This window comes from Magnetospirillum fulvum MGU-K5 (genome assembly GCF_000442515.1).
In the GTDB taxonomy this organism is placed as follows: Bacteria; Pseudomonadota; Alphaproteobacteria; order Rhodospirillales; family Magnetospirillaceae; genus Phaeospirillum; species Phaeospirillum fulvum_B.
The window spans coordinates 68,228-85,151 of sequence record NZ_AQPH01000008.1 but is presented as its reverse complement, the minus strand read 5'-3'; the positions used below and the strand labels follow the sequence as shown (position 1 = coordinate 85,151).

Here is a 16,924-nt window from a genome sequence, read left to right as displayed (position 1 = left end):
GGGGCTGTGGCTATTACCAACCGGCCAATGACTTGGCCGGTTGTATTGTCCCTCGCCGGGCGGGCGCATCCGCGCCCTTGGCCGCCGCCGCAATGGCGGCTGGATACCGGCCCGGGTCAGCCGCGTTTGCTGATTACTTCACGATCTCGGTCGAATCGGGGCGGTCCTTGGTGATTGCGGCGATCCAGTTCCGCACCCGGTCAACGTCGGAATCGACGCAGGGGATGAAGGATTCGGCGCGGAACACCTTCAACGCCTCGGGATCGGTGACGCTGATGAAGGCCTTGCGGATTTCCTCCTTGAAGGCGGGGTCCAGGCCGGGGCGGAAGGTCCACATATATTCGGGGATCGCCGGGGATTCGGCCAGAACACGAACCGCCTTGGAATCGATCTTGCCTTCCTTCAAAAGCCGCTTGTAGATCGGCATCGACAGCCCACCGGCATCGGCCTTGTGATTGACCACCGCCAGGGCGACGGCATCGTGCGCGCCCAGCACCCGCAGCGCATAATCGCGGTCCGAGACCAGACCGGCCTCGGCCAGCATATAGCGCGGCACCCAGGTCCCCGAGGTCGAGGCGGGATCGCCGAACGCGACTTCCTTGCCCTTCAGGTCGGCCAGACTTTGCGCCGGGCTGTCGGCGGGGACGATCACCACCGCCTGGAAGGTCGGGCCGACGATTTCGTGCGAGGGGCGGGCGAACGGCTCGAGCGGGGCGCGGCGGCCCTGAAGGATATAGGTCACCGGCCCCAGATAGGCGATGTCCAATCGGCCAAAGCGCAGCGCTTCGCCGGTGGCGGCGTAATTGGCCCCCACCACCAACTCGACCGGCAGGCCCAGTTTGTGTTCGAGATAGGCCCGCAGCGGCTCGTTGAGGCGCATCACCGTGGGCGCGGATTCGCCGGGCAACAGCCCGATCACCAGCTTTTCCGGGCGGTCGGCGGCATAGGCCGGGGCCAGCAAGGTGGACAGCAGCAGGGCGGCCAGCAATCCGGCGCGTTTGAAGGGTGCGAACATCGGTCAGACCTTATTCTGTTGGAACGGCAAGCAGGGGAGACGGGAAAATCCGGGCCTCGGCCTCGGCGTCGAACCGGCCGGGCGGGCCGACAAAGCCGACCCGTCCCTCGACCAATCCGACGATGCGGTCGGCCAGCAGGCGGGCGGTTTCCAGTTGATGCAGCACCAGCACCACGGTCAGGCCGTTGCGGGCGACCAGCGAGCGGAACTCGGCGCTCATCTGCCGCACCAGCGTCGGATCGACCGAGGCGAACGGCTCGTCGCCCAGCAGCAGACTGGGACGGCGGACCAGGGCGCGGGCAATGCCGACCCGCTGCCGCTCGCCGCCGCTTAAGGTCGAGGTGCGGGCATTGGCCCGGTGCAGCAAGCCGACTTCGTCCAGCGCCTGGGCGGCGCGGCGGCGGAAATCCTCGGGCCAGGGCAGCAGCGACAGCGGATGGCGCTGGTCGGCCAGACCGAGCAGGACGTTATCAAGCGCGCTCAAGCGGTCGATCAGGGCGTGGTCCTGAAAAATCGTCGCGGTGCGCCGCCGGTGTTCGCGCAACGCGGTGGGATCGTCGATCCCTCCCATTCCCGGCACCGCAATCGTTCCCGTTTCGGGGCGGATCAGGCCGTTCAGGGTGGCGATCAGGGTACTCTTGCCGACGCCGGAACGGCCGACGATCGCGGTGATCCGCCCGGCGGGAAAGGCGAGGTCGATGTCGTGCAACACCGCGCTATCGCCCCGGCGGACGCTGATTCCGGTTAGGACCAGAGCGTCGGCGGGGCGGGTGGTCGAAGCCATCGGCGGCGAATCGTCAAAAGGCGTCATGGGCGGAACTCATCAAAGCTGTGCGGCCCAGCGGCGGGCGGCCATAGCGGAGCAGGCGGCACATCCACAGCGGCGGGTCGCGGGTCATCAGCACCTGAAGCCTTGCGATCACGTCCTCGATGGCGCGGCGGCGTTCGATCACGACGGGGAAGGTCCCCTCGCGGGTCATCCGTAATGCGGTGTGGTCGCTGAGTGCGGTGGTGAACAACACGCCGCATCCCTCAAGGCAGGCCAGCCGTGCCGCGACCGACCCGTCGAGATGGGCCGGTTCGGCCCCGGCCGGGCAGCCGCTTGCCGGGCGGGACTCGCCGATCCCCGAGGCGACCGGGCGAAACTCCGGCGCGTCCAGGAAGTCGGCTCGTGTCGGGGTGACGTCGTAGAACACCAGATGGCGGGCGCGGACGAAACCCGCATCGACCCAGGCGAGGCTGTTGGTGGAAAAGGCGGCTTTGAGATGGGGCTGGGGTGGGATCATGGCTCTCTCCGGAACGTCACGTCCCAACCAGGGCGAGGTGAACTCGTCCCATCGGGAAGCGATGTCTGATCCGGCTCAGGCCGTAATCCGGGGTCTGATATGCTCAGAACCCAAGATCTTGAACAAACGTCATTCAAGATCGTCCGATTAGTGTGAAGAGGCGGCCTCGGTTCGTCAATCGCAATGAGCGGGAAATGCTTGTGGTTATATCCAAAGGATTGATTGAGGCTCTGTGTCATCCTTTGGCCTTGAGGTGGTTGTATTTTCCGAAACGGGTAAATTCGCGCGGTAAGGCCCCGGCGCGAATCGCGGCGGCCAGCCCCTTGGGGTCGTGGACGACCAGCCCGCCCAGTACGGTGATGCCATAGCTGAACAAGCGCGGCGTCAGCGGGGTCGAGGGGCCGATCAGCGCCAGCGGTGCCGCTTCGGCGAGACGCAAAATCCGGGGCAGCGAGCGGTTGACCAGCGCCGACGAATTGACCACCGCGCCGCCACAGCCGGGCAGCAACGTATCCATCGCCACCGGGGGGAACTCGCCGGGGCGGGGGTCGGTTTCGATCACGGCGGAATTGGGCAGGATGCCGGCGAGGCCGGGAAAGGCCCCGATCACCACCACCCGTCCGGGGGTGTGAGGCAGCGACGGAACCCCATTGCCGGGGCGCAGATCAAGGTCCGGGCGATTGTAATGGGCGTTGATCGCGGCGATGCCCAAGGCCATTTCGGTCGGGTCCCACGAGCGCGACAGATCGGCGAGACGGCGCAATCCCTGGCGCTGCAAGCTGGCGAGGCGGGGCAGCAGATCCTTGGGCGAACGGGGCAGATAGGCGATTCCGCTGCCATGCGGTCCCTCGACCATGATCCAGCGTGCGCCGCAGGCGATCGCGCGGACCTCGTCATCGGCGACGCCCAGACTCAGATCCTGATACAGCCGATCCGGTCCCCACCAGCGCCACAAAGCGGCCAGATCGGGGGCGATCATCGACCCGGCATGGCCGGGCAGCGCGCCCAGCCATTTCTGGACACAGCGCCCGGCGATCGAGGTCAGCACCGGCATCCCCTGCGAGGTTCCTTCGCCGATCGTCGCCTGCACGCTTTTCGACGCCGATTGAAACGCCTGGAACCGGCTGATCACCAACAGATCGGCGTCTTCGCGCATCGCCTTGCGCAGATAGAAGATGGCGTCGGCGCGGTCGATCTCGACGATTCGGTTGGTGGCGACCTCGAAGAACTCGATCCGCTCGGCGCAGCCCTGGCCCATTTCGGCGGCCCCAGCATTGTTGCGCTGGACCGTCCCGGTGACGTTGAAGCCCCGCTCGCGCAGGCGCAGGGCGAATTCGGCCAGCAGACCATCGACCGGGGCGGCGGGATCGTGGATCACCACGCCGGGACGGACCCAGGGGGCATGAACCGGCGCGAACACCGATCCGATCCGCGTGTCAGCGGGTAGGGGGGCGCGGCGCGGTTCGTCGCGATCGCGCCGGACGGGACAGGACTCAAGCGTGGTCATGGCGGCCCTCCGTCCTATCCGTTGCGGCTGGAGGCGCGGAAACGGCACGGCCGGGCCGGGGCGGCGTCTTCGCGGCGCAGATGCAGGTATTGGCCAAAGCGGGAAAACTCGTGGGGCAGGGCTCCGGCGCGGATCGCCTCGGCCAATCCCTTGGCATCGCGGACCACCAGACCGCCCAGGATTTCGACCCCATAGGCATGGAGCCGGGGGGTTAGCGGGGTCACCGGCCCGACCAGAGCGATCCGCGACCCTTGCGCCAGCCGCAGGATGCGGGGCAGGTTGCGGTTGACCAGGGTGGAGGAGGCGACCACCGCCGCCGCGCAGCCCGGCAACAGGGTATCCATCGCGATGGTGGGATATTCGCCGGGGCGGGGGTCGTTTTCGATCACCTGGGGATTGGGCAGCATCTCGGACAGGCCGGGAAAGGCCCCGATCACCACCACCCGACCGGCCTCGCGCCCGAACGCCTGGGCGCCGTTGCCCATCTCCCCCGCCAGATCGAAGCGGTTGTAATGGGCGTTGATCGCGGCGATTCCCAGCGCCATTTCGAGCGGGTCCCACGAGCCGGAAAACTCGGCCAATTGCTTCAGGCTCATCTTGCGAAATTCGGGCAGACGGCCGATCAGATCGCGGGCATTGCGGGGCAGATAGGCAAGCCCGGCCCCGGCCGGACCTTCGACCATCAGCCAGCGCGGGCCGATCACGATCTGGCGCACCGCGTCGGCGGCGACGCCCAAGGCCAGATCGCGATAGAGCCGTTCCGGTCCCCACCAGCGCCACAGCCCCCGCATCGCGGGCGGGATCAGCGCACCCCCGGTGCCGACAAAATCGTGCCAATGCTGGACGCTGCCATCGGCGATCGTGGTCAGCACCGGCATCCCTTGCGCGCTGCCCTCGCCGATGGTCGCGGTCAGCTCCGCCGCGGCATGGCGAAAGGCCTCGAACCCGCCGATCACCGCCAGATCGGCATCTTCGCGCATCGCGGCGCGCAAGGACCGGGCGGCGACATCCAGCGTGCCGCCCGGCATCACCTGTTCGGTGGCCAGATCGATTGTCTGCCCGTCGATATGGACGCACCCGGCCACCGAAAAGCCCCGTGCGCCGACGGCGCGGGCGAATTTCGCGATCATCGCGTCCACCGAAGCTCCCGGCTCGTGAATGACGACGCCGGGGCTGATCCACGGGGCCTTGGTCGGTGCGAACATCGGCGCGGTTCCTTGCTAGTCCAGTTCGTCGGCCGAAGCGAGCAGGCGGTGGCTGTCCGCCTCGATCCTCTGCGGCGGGGCATCGTGGGGGACCGCATTGGCCTTGGCGCGCTCGACCCAGGGCAGGCCGCCATAGACCAGGGCCAGACTGACCTCGTTCAACAGATCGAGAATCTCGTGGCCGCTATCGACGATGATCGGCTGGATTCCCAGCGCCATCAGCCGCCGGATCGACGAGGTGCCGATCGAGGCGGCATAGACGGCGGCGCAGCCCTGGACGAAATCAAGCTTGGCCAGCACCTTGTCCTCGACCGTTCCGGTCAGCCCGGCGCGGACGTCCGATCCCAAGGGCTCGGCCTTGACGAACTCGGCGACCCCGACCAGATCGGCCCGGCCCGGGGCGACGTCGAAAATCACCAGCCGTTCCGCCCCGCCGAAATGGAGATCGACGTGGGCGCGGTCGGTGGAGGCGAACGCGATCCTCAGCATGGGCGGACTCCGGTTTCCTGCTCCCGCGCCGTTCCCTGCCAGAACACGGAGCGGTGCGGAGCGATTTCGCGATGATGGGCCGCCAGCAGATTGGCGAGGTGGAACAGGGTCTGGCGGGCGCCGCCATAACCGACCCAGGTCTGAGCATGGCCGCCATGGACGTCATAGAGCGGGAACCCGGCGCGCAGCAGCGGGATTCCCAGCCGGGCGGCGATCGGCGCGCCGTGGGAATTGGTGATGATCAGGTCGGCGTTGAAATCGCGCGCGGCCCGTTCCAAATCTTCGAGATCGCCGATCCGCACACAGCCGATCGGCAAGGTGTTGAGACCGCGCCCCTTGGCCGAGGCGATCGCGGTAATCACCTCCATCCCCATTTCCGCCGACAGATGGACCAGTCCGCCCAGCAGGTCGGGATCGGCCGCCAGCGCGATCCGCGATCCGGCCAGTGGGAAATGGCAATCGACCATCGCGTCTTGCAATTGCGAGCGGCGGCGCTCGATCCGGGGCGGAACCGGACGTCCGGAAATTTTCGACAAAGCCAGGGTGAAGGCGTCACAGGCGGCCAGCCCGATCAGGCCGGGGAAATGGTGATCGGGTACCCCGGTCCGCGCCCGCAGCAGCAAAGCGGCACGTTCGAGCGAACGGCCGATCACCAGGGTCGCGATCGATTCGCCCATCGCCTGGATCGCCTCGATCGTGGTGCCGCCATAGGTCAGGGCCGAAAAGCCCGCGTCGATCATGTGACCGTCGAGCGAATCGGCGATGTCGGGCAGGATCACGGCGGTCAGGCCGAACGCCTCGATCCAGTCGCGGATCGCCTCGATATCGCCAGGCGTCAGCATCGATCCGGCCAGGACGTTGACCTGATTGGGCCGTTTGACTTTGGTGGGGGTGGGGGGAACCAGACTGGCGATGATCGCCTCGACCGCCAGGGCAAAGCCGCTTTCCAGACAGCCCTGGGCGTCGGTGGCGTTGACCGGCACCACCGCGACCGATTCACAACTGGGGTAGGCCGCGCGGAAGGCGCGGATGGTGCGGGGGATGTCGGCACCCTGGGTTTCCGACAGGCCGGTGGTAATCAGCCCGATCACCTCGGGCGCGTTCAGTTCGCAGATCGTCGCCAGCGCCTCGACCACGGTGTCATCGGCCCCGATCACGGTGGTGACCTGGTCCATCGCGGTGGTTTGCAGCGCGATCGGCTCGGCGAAATGGCGCATGAAGAACAGCTTGTTGAACGAGGCGCAGCCCCGTGCCCCATGCTCCAGCGGCATCGTCCGCGCCAGTCCGAGAAAGGCCAGCGAGGCCCCGACCGGCTGGCTGATCTTCAGCGGGTTCACCGCCAGCGCCTTGTTGGAGAGGATGATTTCGGTCATGTCGGCTCCTTCACGCGGCGTCCGTCGCCCAGGGAGCGGGGGCGCGGACCTGAGCCCAGACCGGGCTGGCCAGCGAGCGGTCGAGATTGCGCGCTAGTTCGATCATCCCGTCATAACCGGCATAGCCGATGCGGCGGACGTGATCGATGTCGAGGAACGGCAGGCGGGATTTCAGGGTCGGATAGATATAGCGGTCGCCCGCGACCAGGATGTCGGCGCGACAGCGGTGAAAGCTGTCGATCAGGGCGTGCTGATCGTTGTCGGCGATCATTTCGGCATCGTCGCCCATCAGGGCGCGGATGCGGGCCTTGTCCTCCTCGGTCGATTTCTCGGTCCCGGTGGCGACGACGACCATGCCGAGATCCTGCATCGCCGAGACAATCGACCAGGATTTATAGCCGCCGGTGAACACCAGCGCCCGCTTCCCCGCCAGCCGCGCCCGCAGCGGTGCCAGCGCCAGCTTGACCCGGGCTTCCTCGCGGGCGATCACCGCCTCGGTGCGGGCGGCAAGATCGGGATCGTTCAGCAGGGCGGCAAAGCCGCGCAGGGCGTCGGAGGTGTCGCGGATGCCGTAAAAGCTGCCCTCGAAATAGGGAACGCTCCAATCCTCGTTCAGCCTGCGGGCGACATGCAGCATCGCCTTGGAACAGACCACCATGTTGGCCTCGGCCCGGTGCATCGTCTGGACCTCGCGAAAGCGCGAATCGCCGGTGAAACAGCACAGAACCCGCAGGCTCAGTTCGTCGAGCAGCGGGGCGATTGACCAGAACTCGCCGCCGACATTCCATTCGCCGATCAGATTGATGTCGTGGGGGGTGATCCCCGGCCGCCGCGCCGCCTCGGGCACCGGGTCGGGCTCGCGGGTGCCGATCACATGCTTGTAGACGACGTCGCCGGCGATGCGGTTGCCCAGGTTCTTGTTGCCATAGAACCCGGCGGCATCGACCGGGATCACCGGGATACCGAACCGCTCGCTCGCTTCCTTTGACACCGCGGCGTAATCGTCGCCGTGAAGCGCGGGGACGCAGGTGGCATAGACGAACACCGCCGCCGGGGAATAGGTCTCGATCGCCTGACGAATGGCGCGGAACAGACGCCGTTCGCCATGCCCCATGATCACGTCCATTTCCGACAGGTCGGTGGTCATCCCGATCCGGTACAGATCGGTGCCCGAGGAGCGAGTGCCGCGATTGTCCCACGACGACCCGGCACAGCCGATCGGGCCATGGACGATGTGGGCGGCGTCGGCGATCGGCAACAGGGCGTTGCGGGCTCCGTCGAAGCAGCAGCCGCCCTGAGTCGCCCCCGGACGCGGCCGGGCACAGCCCGATTTGCTTTTCGCATTGTGGGTACAGGCGGGTTCGTTCAACAGGGCCTGGATATCGTCCGCTTTCATGCCGCGCTCCGGGCTGGGTCAAGGACCGGAGGAGACATCGCAAGGCCCATGCCATGCCGCCCGCAGGCGATTTTCCCCGTTCTCCCGCCATGTCACAGCGAAACCGGCCGAATGCGAGGTGTACGGGGATGTTCGTTGTCGGAGATTTCGTACAATTACGTAAGAAACTCAGCCAACAGATGGTTGGTGGCACAAATGAATTTGTGTGATGGAAGTTGAGCCTTTGGATTGGTTGCGATTCAATCGCGGTTGCTGCTTTATGGTCCTTGTCGTGTTGCCGACATTGACTGTAATGAATCGAACAAACCGATGTAATCGCTGCTTATTTTTATATAGGTGTTGACGCCAGACTTGCGTTATGTGGTAAGTGTATATCACGAAATGACGCTGTACGCATCGGTTCGAAACGCGATGGGCGCCATGGGGTTTGACGGCGATTCGTTCGCTGTCCGCATCGGCAGACCGGGATTGATCCAAGATGCATATGGACTACACCTACGCGATTGATCTGGAAGATTTCGTCGACGACTTCACCGATTGCAAAACCGGGGAATGTCGCGTCAACGTCCTGCCGATCCTGTTTCAGATCAGCCAGATCATTTCCGAGAACGAGGATTTGCCCGGCTCGTTGGCGATCATCTTGAAGGTGATGCAAAGCCGGATGCACATCGTTCGCGGCATGGTCAGCCTGTACGACCGCGAGAACGGCAATATCTTTATCCACGAAAGCTTTGGCCTGACCGAGGAGCAGAAGGCGCGGGGAATCTACGCCACTGGCGAAGGCATCACCGGCAAGGTGGTCGAATCCGGCAAGGCGATCATCGTTCCCGAATTGCGCAACAGCCCCAGCTTCCTCAACCGCACCCAGGCGCGGGCCGACGGGTCCGATCTCAATTTCTCGTTCTTCTGTGTCCCGATCATGCATGGCGGGCGGGTGCTGGGCACGATCAGCGCCGAGCGGGTCTACGACAATCGCCGCCTGCTGAAGCAAGATGTCGAACTGATCGCCACCATCGCCTCGATGATCGGCCCGGCGGTCGAACTGTACCTGCTGGAAAATATCGAGAAGGTGCGGCTGGAAGCCGAGAATCTGCGGCTTCAGAATGCGCTGAAGGACCGGTTCAAGCCCTCGAACATCATCGGCAATTCCAAGCCGATGCGCGAAATCTACGATTTGATTCACAAGGTCGCCACCACCAAGGCGACGGTGCTGGTGCTGGGCGAAAGCGGGGTCGGCAAGGAACTGGTCGCCAACGCGATCCACTATAACGGGGCGACGGCCGAGGGGCCGTTCATCAAGTTCAATTGTGCCGCTTTGCCCGAAAGCATCGTCGAATCCGAATTGTTCGGTCATGAAAAAGGCTCGTTCACGGGTGCGGCGGCGATGCGCAAGGGCCGGTTCGAACTGGCCGACGGCGGCACCATCTTCCTCGACGAAGTGGGCGAACTGAGCCTGCCGATGCAGGCCAAGCTGTTACGGGTGTTGCAGGAAAAGACCTTCGAACGGGTTGGCGGCTCCCGTCCGGTCAAGGTCGATCTGCGCATCATCGCCGCCACCAACCGCAACCTGCCCGAGATGGTCGAAAAGGGTACGTTCCGCGAGGATTTGTTTTACCGCCTCAACGTCTTTCCCATCACCATCCCCCCGTTGCGCGACCGGGGCAGCGACGTGATCTTGCTGGCCGACCATTTTGTCGCTCACTTCGCCCAGGAAACCGGGCGCGAGGCGAAGCGCATCTCGACCCCGGCGCTGAACATGCTGATGGCCTATCACTGGCCCGGCAATGTCCGCGAACTGGAAAACGTGATCGAACGTTCGGTGATCCTGTCCGAGGATGGGGTGATCCACGGCTATAATCTGCCGCCCTCGCTCCAGACCTCGGACGAAAGCGGGACCGGCTTTGGCTGCGGCATCGAAGCGAAGATGCGCGCTGTCGAATACGAAATGATCGTCGAATCGCTCAAAGCCCATCAGGGCAACGTCACCGAGGCGGCGAAGGATCTGGGTCTGACCCGGCGGATTCTCGGCCTTCGGATGGAAAAGTACAAGATCAGCTACAAGGAATACCGCAAGCGGTAGGGAGCCGTCCCTCCGTCTTATACCAACCTGCAATGAGTGAAACTCATGCGGGTTGGTTAGGCCCGAAGGGCCGCGCGCCTCGTGGCGCGGAGCCAAGCGGCCCGGAGGGGCCGCGCCCGGCGAATGAGGGTTTGCGCGGATCGGTTCCGATCAGCGCAGCTTGGTATTACGTGGCCCTTTCGCGGGGCGGCTGCCCCGCCCCCGCTTGGAGGCTTGCGCCTCCAAACCGTCCCTTTTTTTCAGTGAAATTAAAGGGGTTTGGGGCTTTGCCCCAAATGGGCTTGGGCGATAGCCCAAGAGGGGGGCCGTTGCTATCGGGCGGGATCACATCGGAACGATCCCGTTCTCCGCATAAATCCGGTCCTGGGCCTGCTTGAATTCGGTCATGGTGAATTCAAAGCCATTGTCGCGGATCAGGCCCCAACTGGCCCCTTCGTCTTCGCTGGTGTCGTTCATCATCTTGCGGAAGGCTTCGTCTTCGCGCATGCGGCGGATATAGGCGACGGCGGATTCGACGGACATCGCAATGGTCTCCGGTTGGAAAGACAGACGCCCCCGCCCAAGGCGGACGGGGGCGGGCGGGATCAGGCGTGCTTTTCCTTGGCTTCCATTTCTTCCATCGGGATCGTGCAAAAGGCGATCTGGTGAGGAGGCATCGAAGAAAATCCTTGATGGGACGAAAGAGGAAAGACGTCAGGGTGAAAACAGCAAGCGCCGTGCCAGAGGTTACGCGGCGGGGGGCTGGACCAGTTCGATCCGGTGGCCATCGGGGTCTTCGATAAAGGCGACGATCGATTCGCCGTGGCGCTGGCTGCGCGGCGGGCGCGGCATCGCAACTCCCTCGGCGGCAAGGCGATCGCACAAAGCGGTCACCCCGCTGACCGCGATCGCGATGTGACCGAAGGATTCGCCCAAGGCATAGGCTCCTTCGTGCGACCAGTTGAACACCAGTTCCAGCGCCGGGCCGCTGTCATAGCCGACATAGGCCTGGGTGAACTGGTTGCGCTGGTGGTCGCGCTTTTCCCAAATCTTCATTCCCAGCAGCCGGGTGTAGAAATCGAGCGAGCGTTCGATGTCGGTGACCCGCAACATCGTGTGAATCAGGCGAAATCCGCTGGCATCGATCGGGGATTGGGGCCGGGCCGCCTGGGCCTTGGCGGCCAGGGTTTCCGCCACCGCTTCGATGATCGGCCGACCGGCGTGACGGTCCGACGCCTCGATCCCGGCGCGGGCCAGTTTCTCCTGCGGATTGGGGCCGATCTTGGCGACCAGCAGCACCTGACAATCGGCCAACATCCGGCAAATCGTGTCGCGGCGGTCCTCGTCGCCTTGGGCGAAGGCGGCGATGTCGCGGCATTCGATCGCGTCCGGCCCGTCCGGGCCCTGCTGGAAAATCTGGAAGCTGTCCGCCTGTCCGAAATGCTGGTCGATCAGGCCGCTGGGGCCGCCCGCGACGGCGATCTTCAATAGGGGCTGGGTGTCGTGCATGCCGTCTCCTTAGAATCCGGGTGGGGCGCGTGGCCCCGTTCCCCGATGACATGGCAACGTTCGTGCCAAGCGGGGCGACAGGGCGGGGCGGCGGTTTTGGGGCGGCGAAGCACGCGGCGGTACTCTCCGGAGTGGATTTGTACTTCCACGAACGATCGCGCCCCGTCGCCCGGCCCCGATCCGGGGCTTTGCGGCCCGCCGGGCGGGCCGGATCAATCCAAGACATTGATTTTTAAAGAGAGTCCAGCAGAGCGGCGGCATGGCCGGGCCGTTGGCACGCTTCCTGCTTTACTGCTTGGCATCAGCGTTCGCCTAAATGAAAGGCCGTACCGAGATCATGTATCGAGGTTCAGCCACGAGGAGAAACCGCCATGCCTATGGTATTGCTTGAGTGCGATAAGGACATTCCCGAACGGGAACGTCACATTTATCTGAAGGTCGATGGCGAGGATACTCGCGACTTCCTCCCCATTTCCAATGCTCCGACCATCCCCGGCACGTTGTCCGAGCGTGGTTGTTCTTTCTGCGGTGCTAAGTTGGTTATCGGTGGTGTTCTGAAAGACACCATCCAGATGATTCACGGCCCGATCGGCTGCGCCTATGACACCTGGCACACCAAGCGCTATCCGACCGACAACGGCCACTTCAATCTGAAGTACGTCTGGTCGACCGACATGAAGGAAAGCCACATCGTCTTTGGCGGCGAAAAGCGCCTGGAAAAGTCGATGCACGAAGCCTTCGACGAAATGCCCGACATCAAGCGGATGATCGTCTACACCACCTGCCCGACCGCGCTGATCGGCGACGATATCCGCGCGGTGGCGAAGCGCGTGATGGCGGATCGACCCGATGTCGATATCTTCACCTGCGAATGCCCGGGCTTTGCCGGCGTGTCGCAGTCGAAGGGCCACCACGTTCTCAACATCGGTTGGGTCAACGAAAAGGTCGGCACCGTCGAGCCCGAGATCACCTCGAAATACACCATCAATTTCATCGGCGATTACAATATCGGCGGCGATACCCAGTTGCTGCAAAAGTACTGGGACAAGCTCGGCATCCAGGTCATCGCCCACTTCACCGGCAACGCCAATTACGACGATCTGCGCGGGATGCATCGCGCCCAGTTGAACGTCGTCAATTGCGCCCGCTCCGCCGGCTACATCGCCAACGAGCTGAAGAAGCGATACGGCATTCCGCGCCTCGACATCGATTCGTGGGGCTTTAACTACATGGCCGAGGGCATCCGCAAGGTGTGCACCTTCTTCGGCATCGAGGAAAAGGGCGAGGCCCTGATCGCCGAGGAATACGCCAAGTGGAAGCCGCAGCTCGATTGGTACAAAGAGCGGCTGAAGGGCACCAAGATGGCGATCTGGACCGGCGGCCCGCGCCTGTGGCACTGGACCAAGTCGGTCGAGGACGATCTGGGCGTCCAGGTGGTGGCGATGTCGTCGAAATTCGGCCACCAGGAAGATTTCGAGAAGGTCATCGCCCGCGGCCAGAGCGGCACCTACTACATCGATGACGGCAACGAGCTTGAGTTCTTCGAGATCATCGGGCTGGTCAAGCCGGACGTGATCTTCACCGGGCCGCGCGTCGGCGAATTGGTGAAGAAGCTGCACATCCCCTACATCAACGGCCACGCCTATCACAACGGCCCCTACATGGGCTTCGAGGGCTTCGTCAACCTCGCCCGCGACATGTACAACGCGGTGCACAATCCGTTGTTGAGCCTGGCCGCCATCGACATTCGCGGCGGCGCTGCCGCGACCAGCCAGGAGGCCGCGGAATGAACTCGGAAAAGCTCGACCAATTGTACACCTATGTCCAGGAACGCTGCCTGTGGCAGTTCGGGTCGCGGACCTGGGACCGTCAGGAAAGCATCGACGGGGTGCTGGGCACCGCCAGCGACCTGCTGACCGGCAAGCCGCCGACGCTGGAGACGCCGCAGCAGCGATTGTTCTACGCCGATGCCAAGGCGCTGGTGGCCGATTTCAAGGCCCGCTTCCCCTGGATCAGCGATGCCGGCCCAGCCCAGGTCCGGGAATTGATCGATGGTCTGAAGGCCAAGCTGGTTGACATCACCATCACCAATTCCCGCAACGGCGAACTGAACCACTCGCTCTATTAGAGTTGGCCAGAGCGGCGGCGCGTCTTGACCGGCCGGGTCCGGCCAGGACGGGCCGCCCCTTCCAAGAGAAATGAGGTCCATCATGGGTTGTGAAATCACCACCAAGGAGCGGGCGGGCGTCATCAATCCGATGTACGACTGCCAGCCGGCCGGCGCCCAGTTCGCCGGGATCGGGATCAAGGACAGCATCCCGCTGGTTCACGGCGGCCAGGGCTGCTGCATGTTCGTCCGTCTGCTGTTCGCCCAGCATTTCAAAGAGAATTTCGACATCGCCTCGACCTCGCTGCACGAGGATTCGGCGGTGTTCGGCGGGCACAAGCGCATCCAGGAAGGCGTGATGGTGCTGGCCCAGCGTTACCCCGATCTGCGGGTGATCCCGCTGATCACCACCTGCTCGACCGAAGTGATCGGCGACGATATCGAGGGCAATATCGCCCATTGCAACGCCGCGCTGAAGGAAGCCTTTCCCGGCCGCAAGATTCACATCGTCCCGGTCCACACCCCCAGCTTCAAGAACAGCCAGGTCGGCGGCTATTCCGAATGCATGCTGTCGGTGATCAAGACGATCGCGACCCACAAGGGCGCTCCGAACGGCAAGCTCAACCTGTTCCCCGGCTGGGTCAATCCGGGCGATGTGATGCTGCTGAAGCGCTACATGCGCGAGATGGACGTCGAGGCGACGGTGTTCATGGACACCGAGGATTTCGACTCGCCGATGATGCCCGACAAGTCGATCCACACCCACGGCCGCACCACGGTCGAGGATATCGCGGGCGCGGCCAATGCGATCGGCTCGCTGGCGCTGGCCCGCTATGAAGGCGGCACCTCCGCCCAGTATCTCCAGACCGAGTTCGAGGTGCCCAACACCCAGGTCAACACCCCCTATGGCATCGCCAACACCGACGCGATGTTGCAGGCGATCAGCCGCATCACCGGCAAGCCGATCCCCGAATCGCTGGTGCGCGAACGCGGCATCGCCCTCGATGCGTTGCAGGATCTGGCCCACATGTTCTTTGCCGGGAAGCGGGTGGCGCTGTTCGGCCATCCCGATCTGGTGATCGGTCTGGCCCAGTTCTGCCTTGAGGTCGAACTGAAGCCGGTGCTGCTGCTGCTGGGCGACGACAACAGCAAGTACAAGAAGGATCCCCGCATCCTCGATCTCAAGGCCAAGGCCGATTGGGATATGGACGTGGTGTGCAACGCCGATCTGTGGGAACTGGAAAAGCGGGTGAAGAACCCCGACTACCAGATCGATCTGATCCTGGGCCATTCCAAGGGCCGCTACGTCGCCATCGAGCACAACATCCCGATGGTCCGGGTCGGCTTCCCCACCTTCGACCGCGCCGGTCTCTATCGCAAGCCGACGATGGGCTACCAGGGCGCCATGGATCTGGGCGAAAGCATCGCGAACACGCTGTTCGCCCACATGGAGTTCAACAAGGACCGCGAGTGGTTGCTGAACACCTGGTAGGGCCGGGTGGGGCGTCGGTCGGTTGTGTCCCTCTCCGACCGGCCGGCGTCCCGTCTCCTCGTGTTTTCCCCGTAGCGTCGGAGATGCCGTTGCCGTGACCGTTCTGCTGCCGGAATATCGCCAGATCGAGCTTTATTCGAAAAAGAAGAGTCTGGCCATCGCCGAGGATGCCGAGGCCGAGCGGGCCGAGGCAACCCGGACCTGCGCCGTTTTGTCCGACGCCTTCGGCGCGCTGGATGCGGCGTTGGGCGACCCGCTCGACGATCCCGACCCGATGGCGGCATGGCGCAAATATCAACGCCTGGATCGGACCTCGGCTGTGGGCAAGCTGACCGCCGAGGCCTATCGGGCGTTGCGGGTGTTTCGCGCAGCCCTCAGTCACGAGACCGGGCGGGTCGAAACCCGCAACGGGCTGATCAAGGCGACCGCGACCGTCGAACAGACCGCGCTGTCGATCCGGATCACCAAGATCGGGGCCGATCTGCTCGATTCCTTTGTCGCTTATCGCCTGGGGATCGACCGCCTGCCGTATAGCGAGACCTATGGTGCGGCAATGCTCTGTCGCTATTGGTCGGACATCTCGGACGAAATCCGCTGGTATTACGACGAGGATCGGGTGCTGTTCCAGTTCCGCGACGAATTTGGTCTGAACCGCCATTTCCGCTTCGAGTGCGACAATCCCCGCTTCAGCGTCGGCACCGATCACATTCGCTTCGATCTGGGCGAGATCTACACCGATCCGCTGCGTTATCCGATCGATCTGTACGCCGTCATCAACACCCAGCTTCACATCGTCCCGGTCGAGGCGTTGAGCGCTGGCAAACTGGCGCTCGACCAACTCCCGCGCTGGCAGGCCCGTCTTTCCGACGGATTGACCCTGCCCGCATCCTACCGGCTGCGCTTCACCCGCGAGGTGATGGCGCAAGGGCTGCCGATGACCTGACCTTTTTGGAGGAGCGCCGCGATGGAGCGCGATCACCTGAGACTTGCGATCACCACCAATAGCCTGATCCAGTGCGACGCCAATTTCATCTCGGCCAAGCAGATGGTGTTTTATCACGTCGGCGCGAGCTGGTCGGAATTCGCCGACGTCGTCCACTTTTCCAAGTCCGGCAAAAAGGGTCCGGGCGGCGGCCAGGGGGCGAAGCCGGGCGGCGGCTGTTGGATGGACGATATCGAAGATGTCGAACCCGGCAACGATCCGCTGGCCGACCGGGTCGAGGCGGCCGACGGCAGTTCCGTCCTGTTCACCTGCGGCTTGAGCGATCTGGCGGCGATGCGGCTTCAGGCCCTGTCGGTCTTTCCGGTCAAGATCGAGAAACCCCATGCCATCGATGACGTCATCGTCCATGTCCAGCGGATGTTGAGCGGCACGCCGCCTTTGTGGGTGCGCCGCCTGATCCGCGACGGCGACGGACGCCGCCGGGTCGCCGATGGCTGGGCCGCCCAGGCCGAATGATACCAAGCTCGCGAAGGAGAGAGAGCC

At 64.1% G+C, this 16,924-nt stretch carries 16 protein-coding genes; 6 read left to right on the top strand and 10 right to left on the bottom strand.

What is annotated here, in order from left to right; all coding sequences use genetic code 11:
• Positions 1-133: 133 nt before the first annotated feature.
• The 8 genes from phnD to nifE form a co-directional block, all read right to left on the bottom strand.
• Complete coding sequence (gene phnD, locus K678_RS03945) at positions 134-1,015, bottom strand: phosphate/phosphite/phosphonate ABC transporter substrate-binding protein (RefSeq protein ID WP_021131168.1); 882 nt, start codon at positions 1,013-1,015, stop codon at positions 134-136.
• A 10-nt stretch (positions 1,016-1,025) separates the two neighbouring features.
• Positions 1,026-1,826, bottom strand: coding sequence for a phosphonate ABC transporter ATP-binding protein (locus K678_RS03940; RefSeq protein ID WP_021131167.1), 801 nt, complete (start codon positions 1,824-1,826; stop codon positions 1,026-1,028).
• A complete protein-coding gene (locus tag K678_RS03935) occupies positions 1,813-2,301 on the bottom strand; it encodes a NifB/NifX family molybdenum-iron cluster-binding protein (protein WP_021131166.1) in 489 nt (162 codons plus the stop codon). Before K678_RS03935 ends, K678_RS03940 begins: the two co-directional genes overlap by 14 nt.
• A gap of 235 nt (positions 2,302-2,536) precedes the next feature.
• Positions 2,537-3,808, bottom strand: coding sequence for a Rossmann-like domain-containing protein (locus K678_RS03930; RefSeq protein ID WP_021131165.1), 1,272 nt, complete (start codon positions 3,806-3,808; stop codon positions 2,537-2,539).
• Positions 3,809-3,822: 14 nt separating this feature from the next.
• Positions 3,823-5,013, bottom strand: coding sequence for a Rossmann-like domain-containing protein (locus K678_RS03925; protein WP_021131164.1), 1,191 nt, complete (start codon positions 5,011-5,013; stop codon positions 3,823-3,825).
• A gap of 15 nt (positions 5,014-5,028) precedes the next feature.
• Positions 5,029-5,502: a NifB/NifX family molybdenum-iron cluster-binding protein gene (locus K678_RS03920; protein ID WP_021131163.1), complete on the bottom strand. Its 474-nt coding sequence runs from the start codon at positions 5,500-5,502 to the stop codon at positions 5,029-5,031.
• Positions 5,496-6,875 (bottom strand): nitrogenase iron-molybdenum cofactor biosynthesis protein NifN, encoded by a 1,380-nt coding sequence (gene nifN / locus K678_RS03915; protein WP_021131162.1) that lies wholly within the window; start codon positions 6,873-6,875, stop codon positions 5,496-5,498. The genes K678_RS03920 and nifN overlap by 7 nt, the downstream gene beginning before the upstream one ends.
• Positions 6,876-6,885: 10 nt before the next feature.
• Complete coding sequence (nifE, locus tag K678_RS03910) at positions 6,886-8,271, bottom strand: nitrogenase iron-molybdenum cofactor biosynthesis protein NifE (RefSeq protein WP_021131161.1); 1,386 nt, start codon at positions 8,269-8,271, stop codon at positions 6,886-6,888.
• 478 nt (positions 8,272-8,749) lie between these two features.
• Here nifE and K678_RS03905 point away from each other — a divergent pair, with 478 nt between their 5' ends.
• Positions 8,750-10,351, top strand: coding sequence for a sigma 54-interacting transcriptional regulator (locus K678_RS03905; protein ID WP_021131160.1), 1,602 nt, complete (start codon positions 8,750-8,752; stop codon positions 10,349-10,351).
• Between the two features lie 324 nt (positions 10,352-10,675).
• On the opposite strand, the gene K678_RS03900 is transcribed toward K678_RS03905, so the two are convergent.
• Together K678_RS03900 and K678_RS18110 are read right to left on the bottom strand one after the other, a co-directional pair.
• The gene (locus K678_RS03900; RefSeq protein WP_021131159.1) at positions 10,676-10,873 is read right to left on the bottom strand and encodes a Nif11-like leader peptide family natural product precursor; all 198 of its coding nucleotides are present in this window, start codon (positions 10,871-10,873) and stop codon (positions 10,676-10,678) included.
• Positions 10,874-11,077: 204 nt separating this feature from the next.
• Positions 11,078-11,839, bottom strand: coding sequence for a VOC family protein (locus K678_RS18110; RefSeq protein WP_021131158.1), 762 nt, complete (start codon positions 11,837-11,839; stop codon positions 11,078-11,080).
• A 371-nt stretch (positions 11,840-12,210) separates the two neighbouring features.
• On the opposite strand from K678_RS18110, the gene vnfD reads away from it, so the two are divergent.
• From vnfD to K678_RS03870, 5 genes are all read left to right on the top strand, one after another.
• Complete coding sequence (gene vnfD / locus K678_RS03890) at positions 12,211-13,629, top strand: nitrogenase vanadium-iron protein, alpha chain (protein ID WP_039851985.1); 1,419 nt, start codon at positions 12,211-12,213, stop codon at positions 13,627-13,629.
• Positions 13,626-13,967, top strand: coding sequence for a V-containing nitrogenase subunit delta (gene vnfG / locus K678_RS03885; RefSeq protein WP_021131156.1), 342 nt, complete (start codon positions 13,626-13,628; stop codon positions 13,965-13,967). Before vnfD ends, vnfG begins: the two co-directional genes overlap by 4 nt.
• Positions 13,968-14,049: 82 nt before the next feature.
• Positions 14,050-15,438, top strand: coding sequence for a V-containing nitrogenase subunit beta (gene vnfK, locus K678_RS03880; protein ID WP_021131155.1), 1,389 nt, complete (start codon positions 14,050-14,052; stop codon positions 15,436-15,438).
• A 94-nt stretch (positions 15,439-15,532) separates the two neighbouring features.
• Positions 15,533-16,381 carry a hypothetical protein gene (locus tag K678_RS03875; RefSeq protein ID WP_021131154.1) on the top strand — a complete coding sequence of 283 codons (849 nt, stop codon included), beginning with the start codon at positions 15,533-15,535 and terminating at the stop codon, positions 16,379-16,381.
• Positions 16,382-16,402: 21 nt separating this feature from the next.
• The gene (locus tag K678_RS03870; protein ID WP_021131153.1) at positions 16,403-16,897 is read left to right on the top strand and encodes a dinitrogenase iron-molybdenum cofactor biosynthesis protein; all 495 of its coding nucleotides are present in this window, start codon (positions 16,403-16,405) and stop codon (positions 16,895-16,897) included.
• Positions 16,898-16,924 lie beyond the last annotated feature (27 nt).

What these genes read in the sequence shown, in the direction of transcription:
- vnfG (WP_021131156.1), top strand. Translation starts at nt 13,626, where the DNA reads ATGAACTCGGAAAAGCTCGACCAATTGTACACCTATGTCCAGGAACGC.
- K678_RS03935 (WP_021131166.1), bottom strand. Translation starts at nt 2,301, where the DNA reads ATGATCCCACCCCAGCCCCATCTCAAAGCCGCCTTTTCCACCAACAGC.
- K678_RS03870 (WP_021131153.1), top strand. Translation starts at nt 16,403, where the DNA reads ATGGAGCGCGATCACCTGAGACTTGCGATCACCACCAATAGCCTGATC.
- K678_RS03905 (WP_021131160.1), top strand. Translation starts at nt 8,750, where the DNA reads ATGCATATGGACTACACCTACGCGATTGATCTGGAAGATTTCGTCGAC.
- nifN (WP_021131162.1), bottom strand. Translation starts at nt 6,875, where the DNA reads ATGACCGAAATCATCCTCTCCAACAAGGCGCTGGCGGTGAACCCGCTG.
- vnfD (WP_039851985.1), top strand. Translation starts at nt 12,211, where the DNA reads ATGCCTATGGTATTGCTTGAGTGCGATAAGGACATTCCCGAACGGGAA.
- K678_RS03920 (WP_021131163.1), bottom strand. Translation starts at nt 5,502, where the DNA reads ATGCTGAGGATCGCGTTCGCCTCCACCGACCGCGCCCACGTCGATCTC.
- K678_RS03930 (WP_021131165.1), bottom strand. Translation starts at nt 3,808, where the DNA reads ATGACCACGCTTGAGTCCTGTCCCGTCCGGCGCGATCGCGACGAACCG.
- K678_RS03925 (WP_021131164.1), bottom strand. Translation starts at nt 5,013, where the DNA reads ATGTTCGCACCGACCAAGGCCCCGTGGATCAGCCCCGGCGTCGTCATT.
- K678_RS03940 (WP_021131167.1), bottom strand. Translation starts at nt 1,826, where the DNA reads ATGACGCCTTTTGACGATTCGCCGCCGATGGCTTCGACCACCCGCCCC.
- vnfK (WP_021131155.1), top strand. Translation starts at nt 14,050, where the DNA reads ATGGGTTGTGAAATCACCACCAAGGAGCGGGCGGGCGTCATCAATCCG.
- K678_RS03900 (WP_021131159.1), bottom strand. Translation starts at nt 10,873, where the DNA reads ATGTCCGTCGAATCCGCCGTCGCCTATATCCGCCGCATGCGCGAAGAC.
- nifE (WP_021131161.1), bottom strand. Translation starts at nt 8,271, where the DNA reads ATGAAAGCGGACGATATCCAGGCCCTGTTGAACGAACCCGCCTGTACC.
- phnD (WP_021131168.1), bottom strand. Translation starts at nt 1,015, where the DNA reads ATGTTCGCACCCTTCAAACGCGCCGGATTGCTGGCCGCCCTGCTGCTG.
- K678_RS18110 (WP_021131158.1), bottom strand. Translation starts at nt 11,839, where the DNA reads ATGCACGACACCCAGCCCCTATTGAAGATCGCCGTCGCGGGCGGCCCC.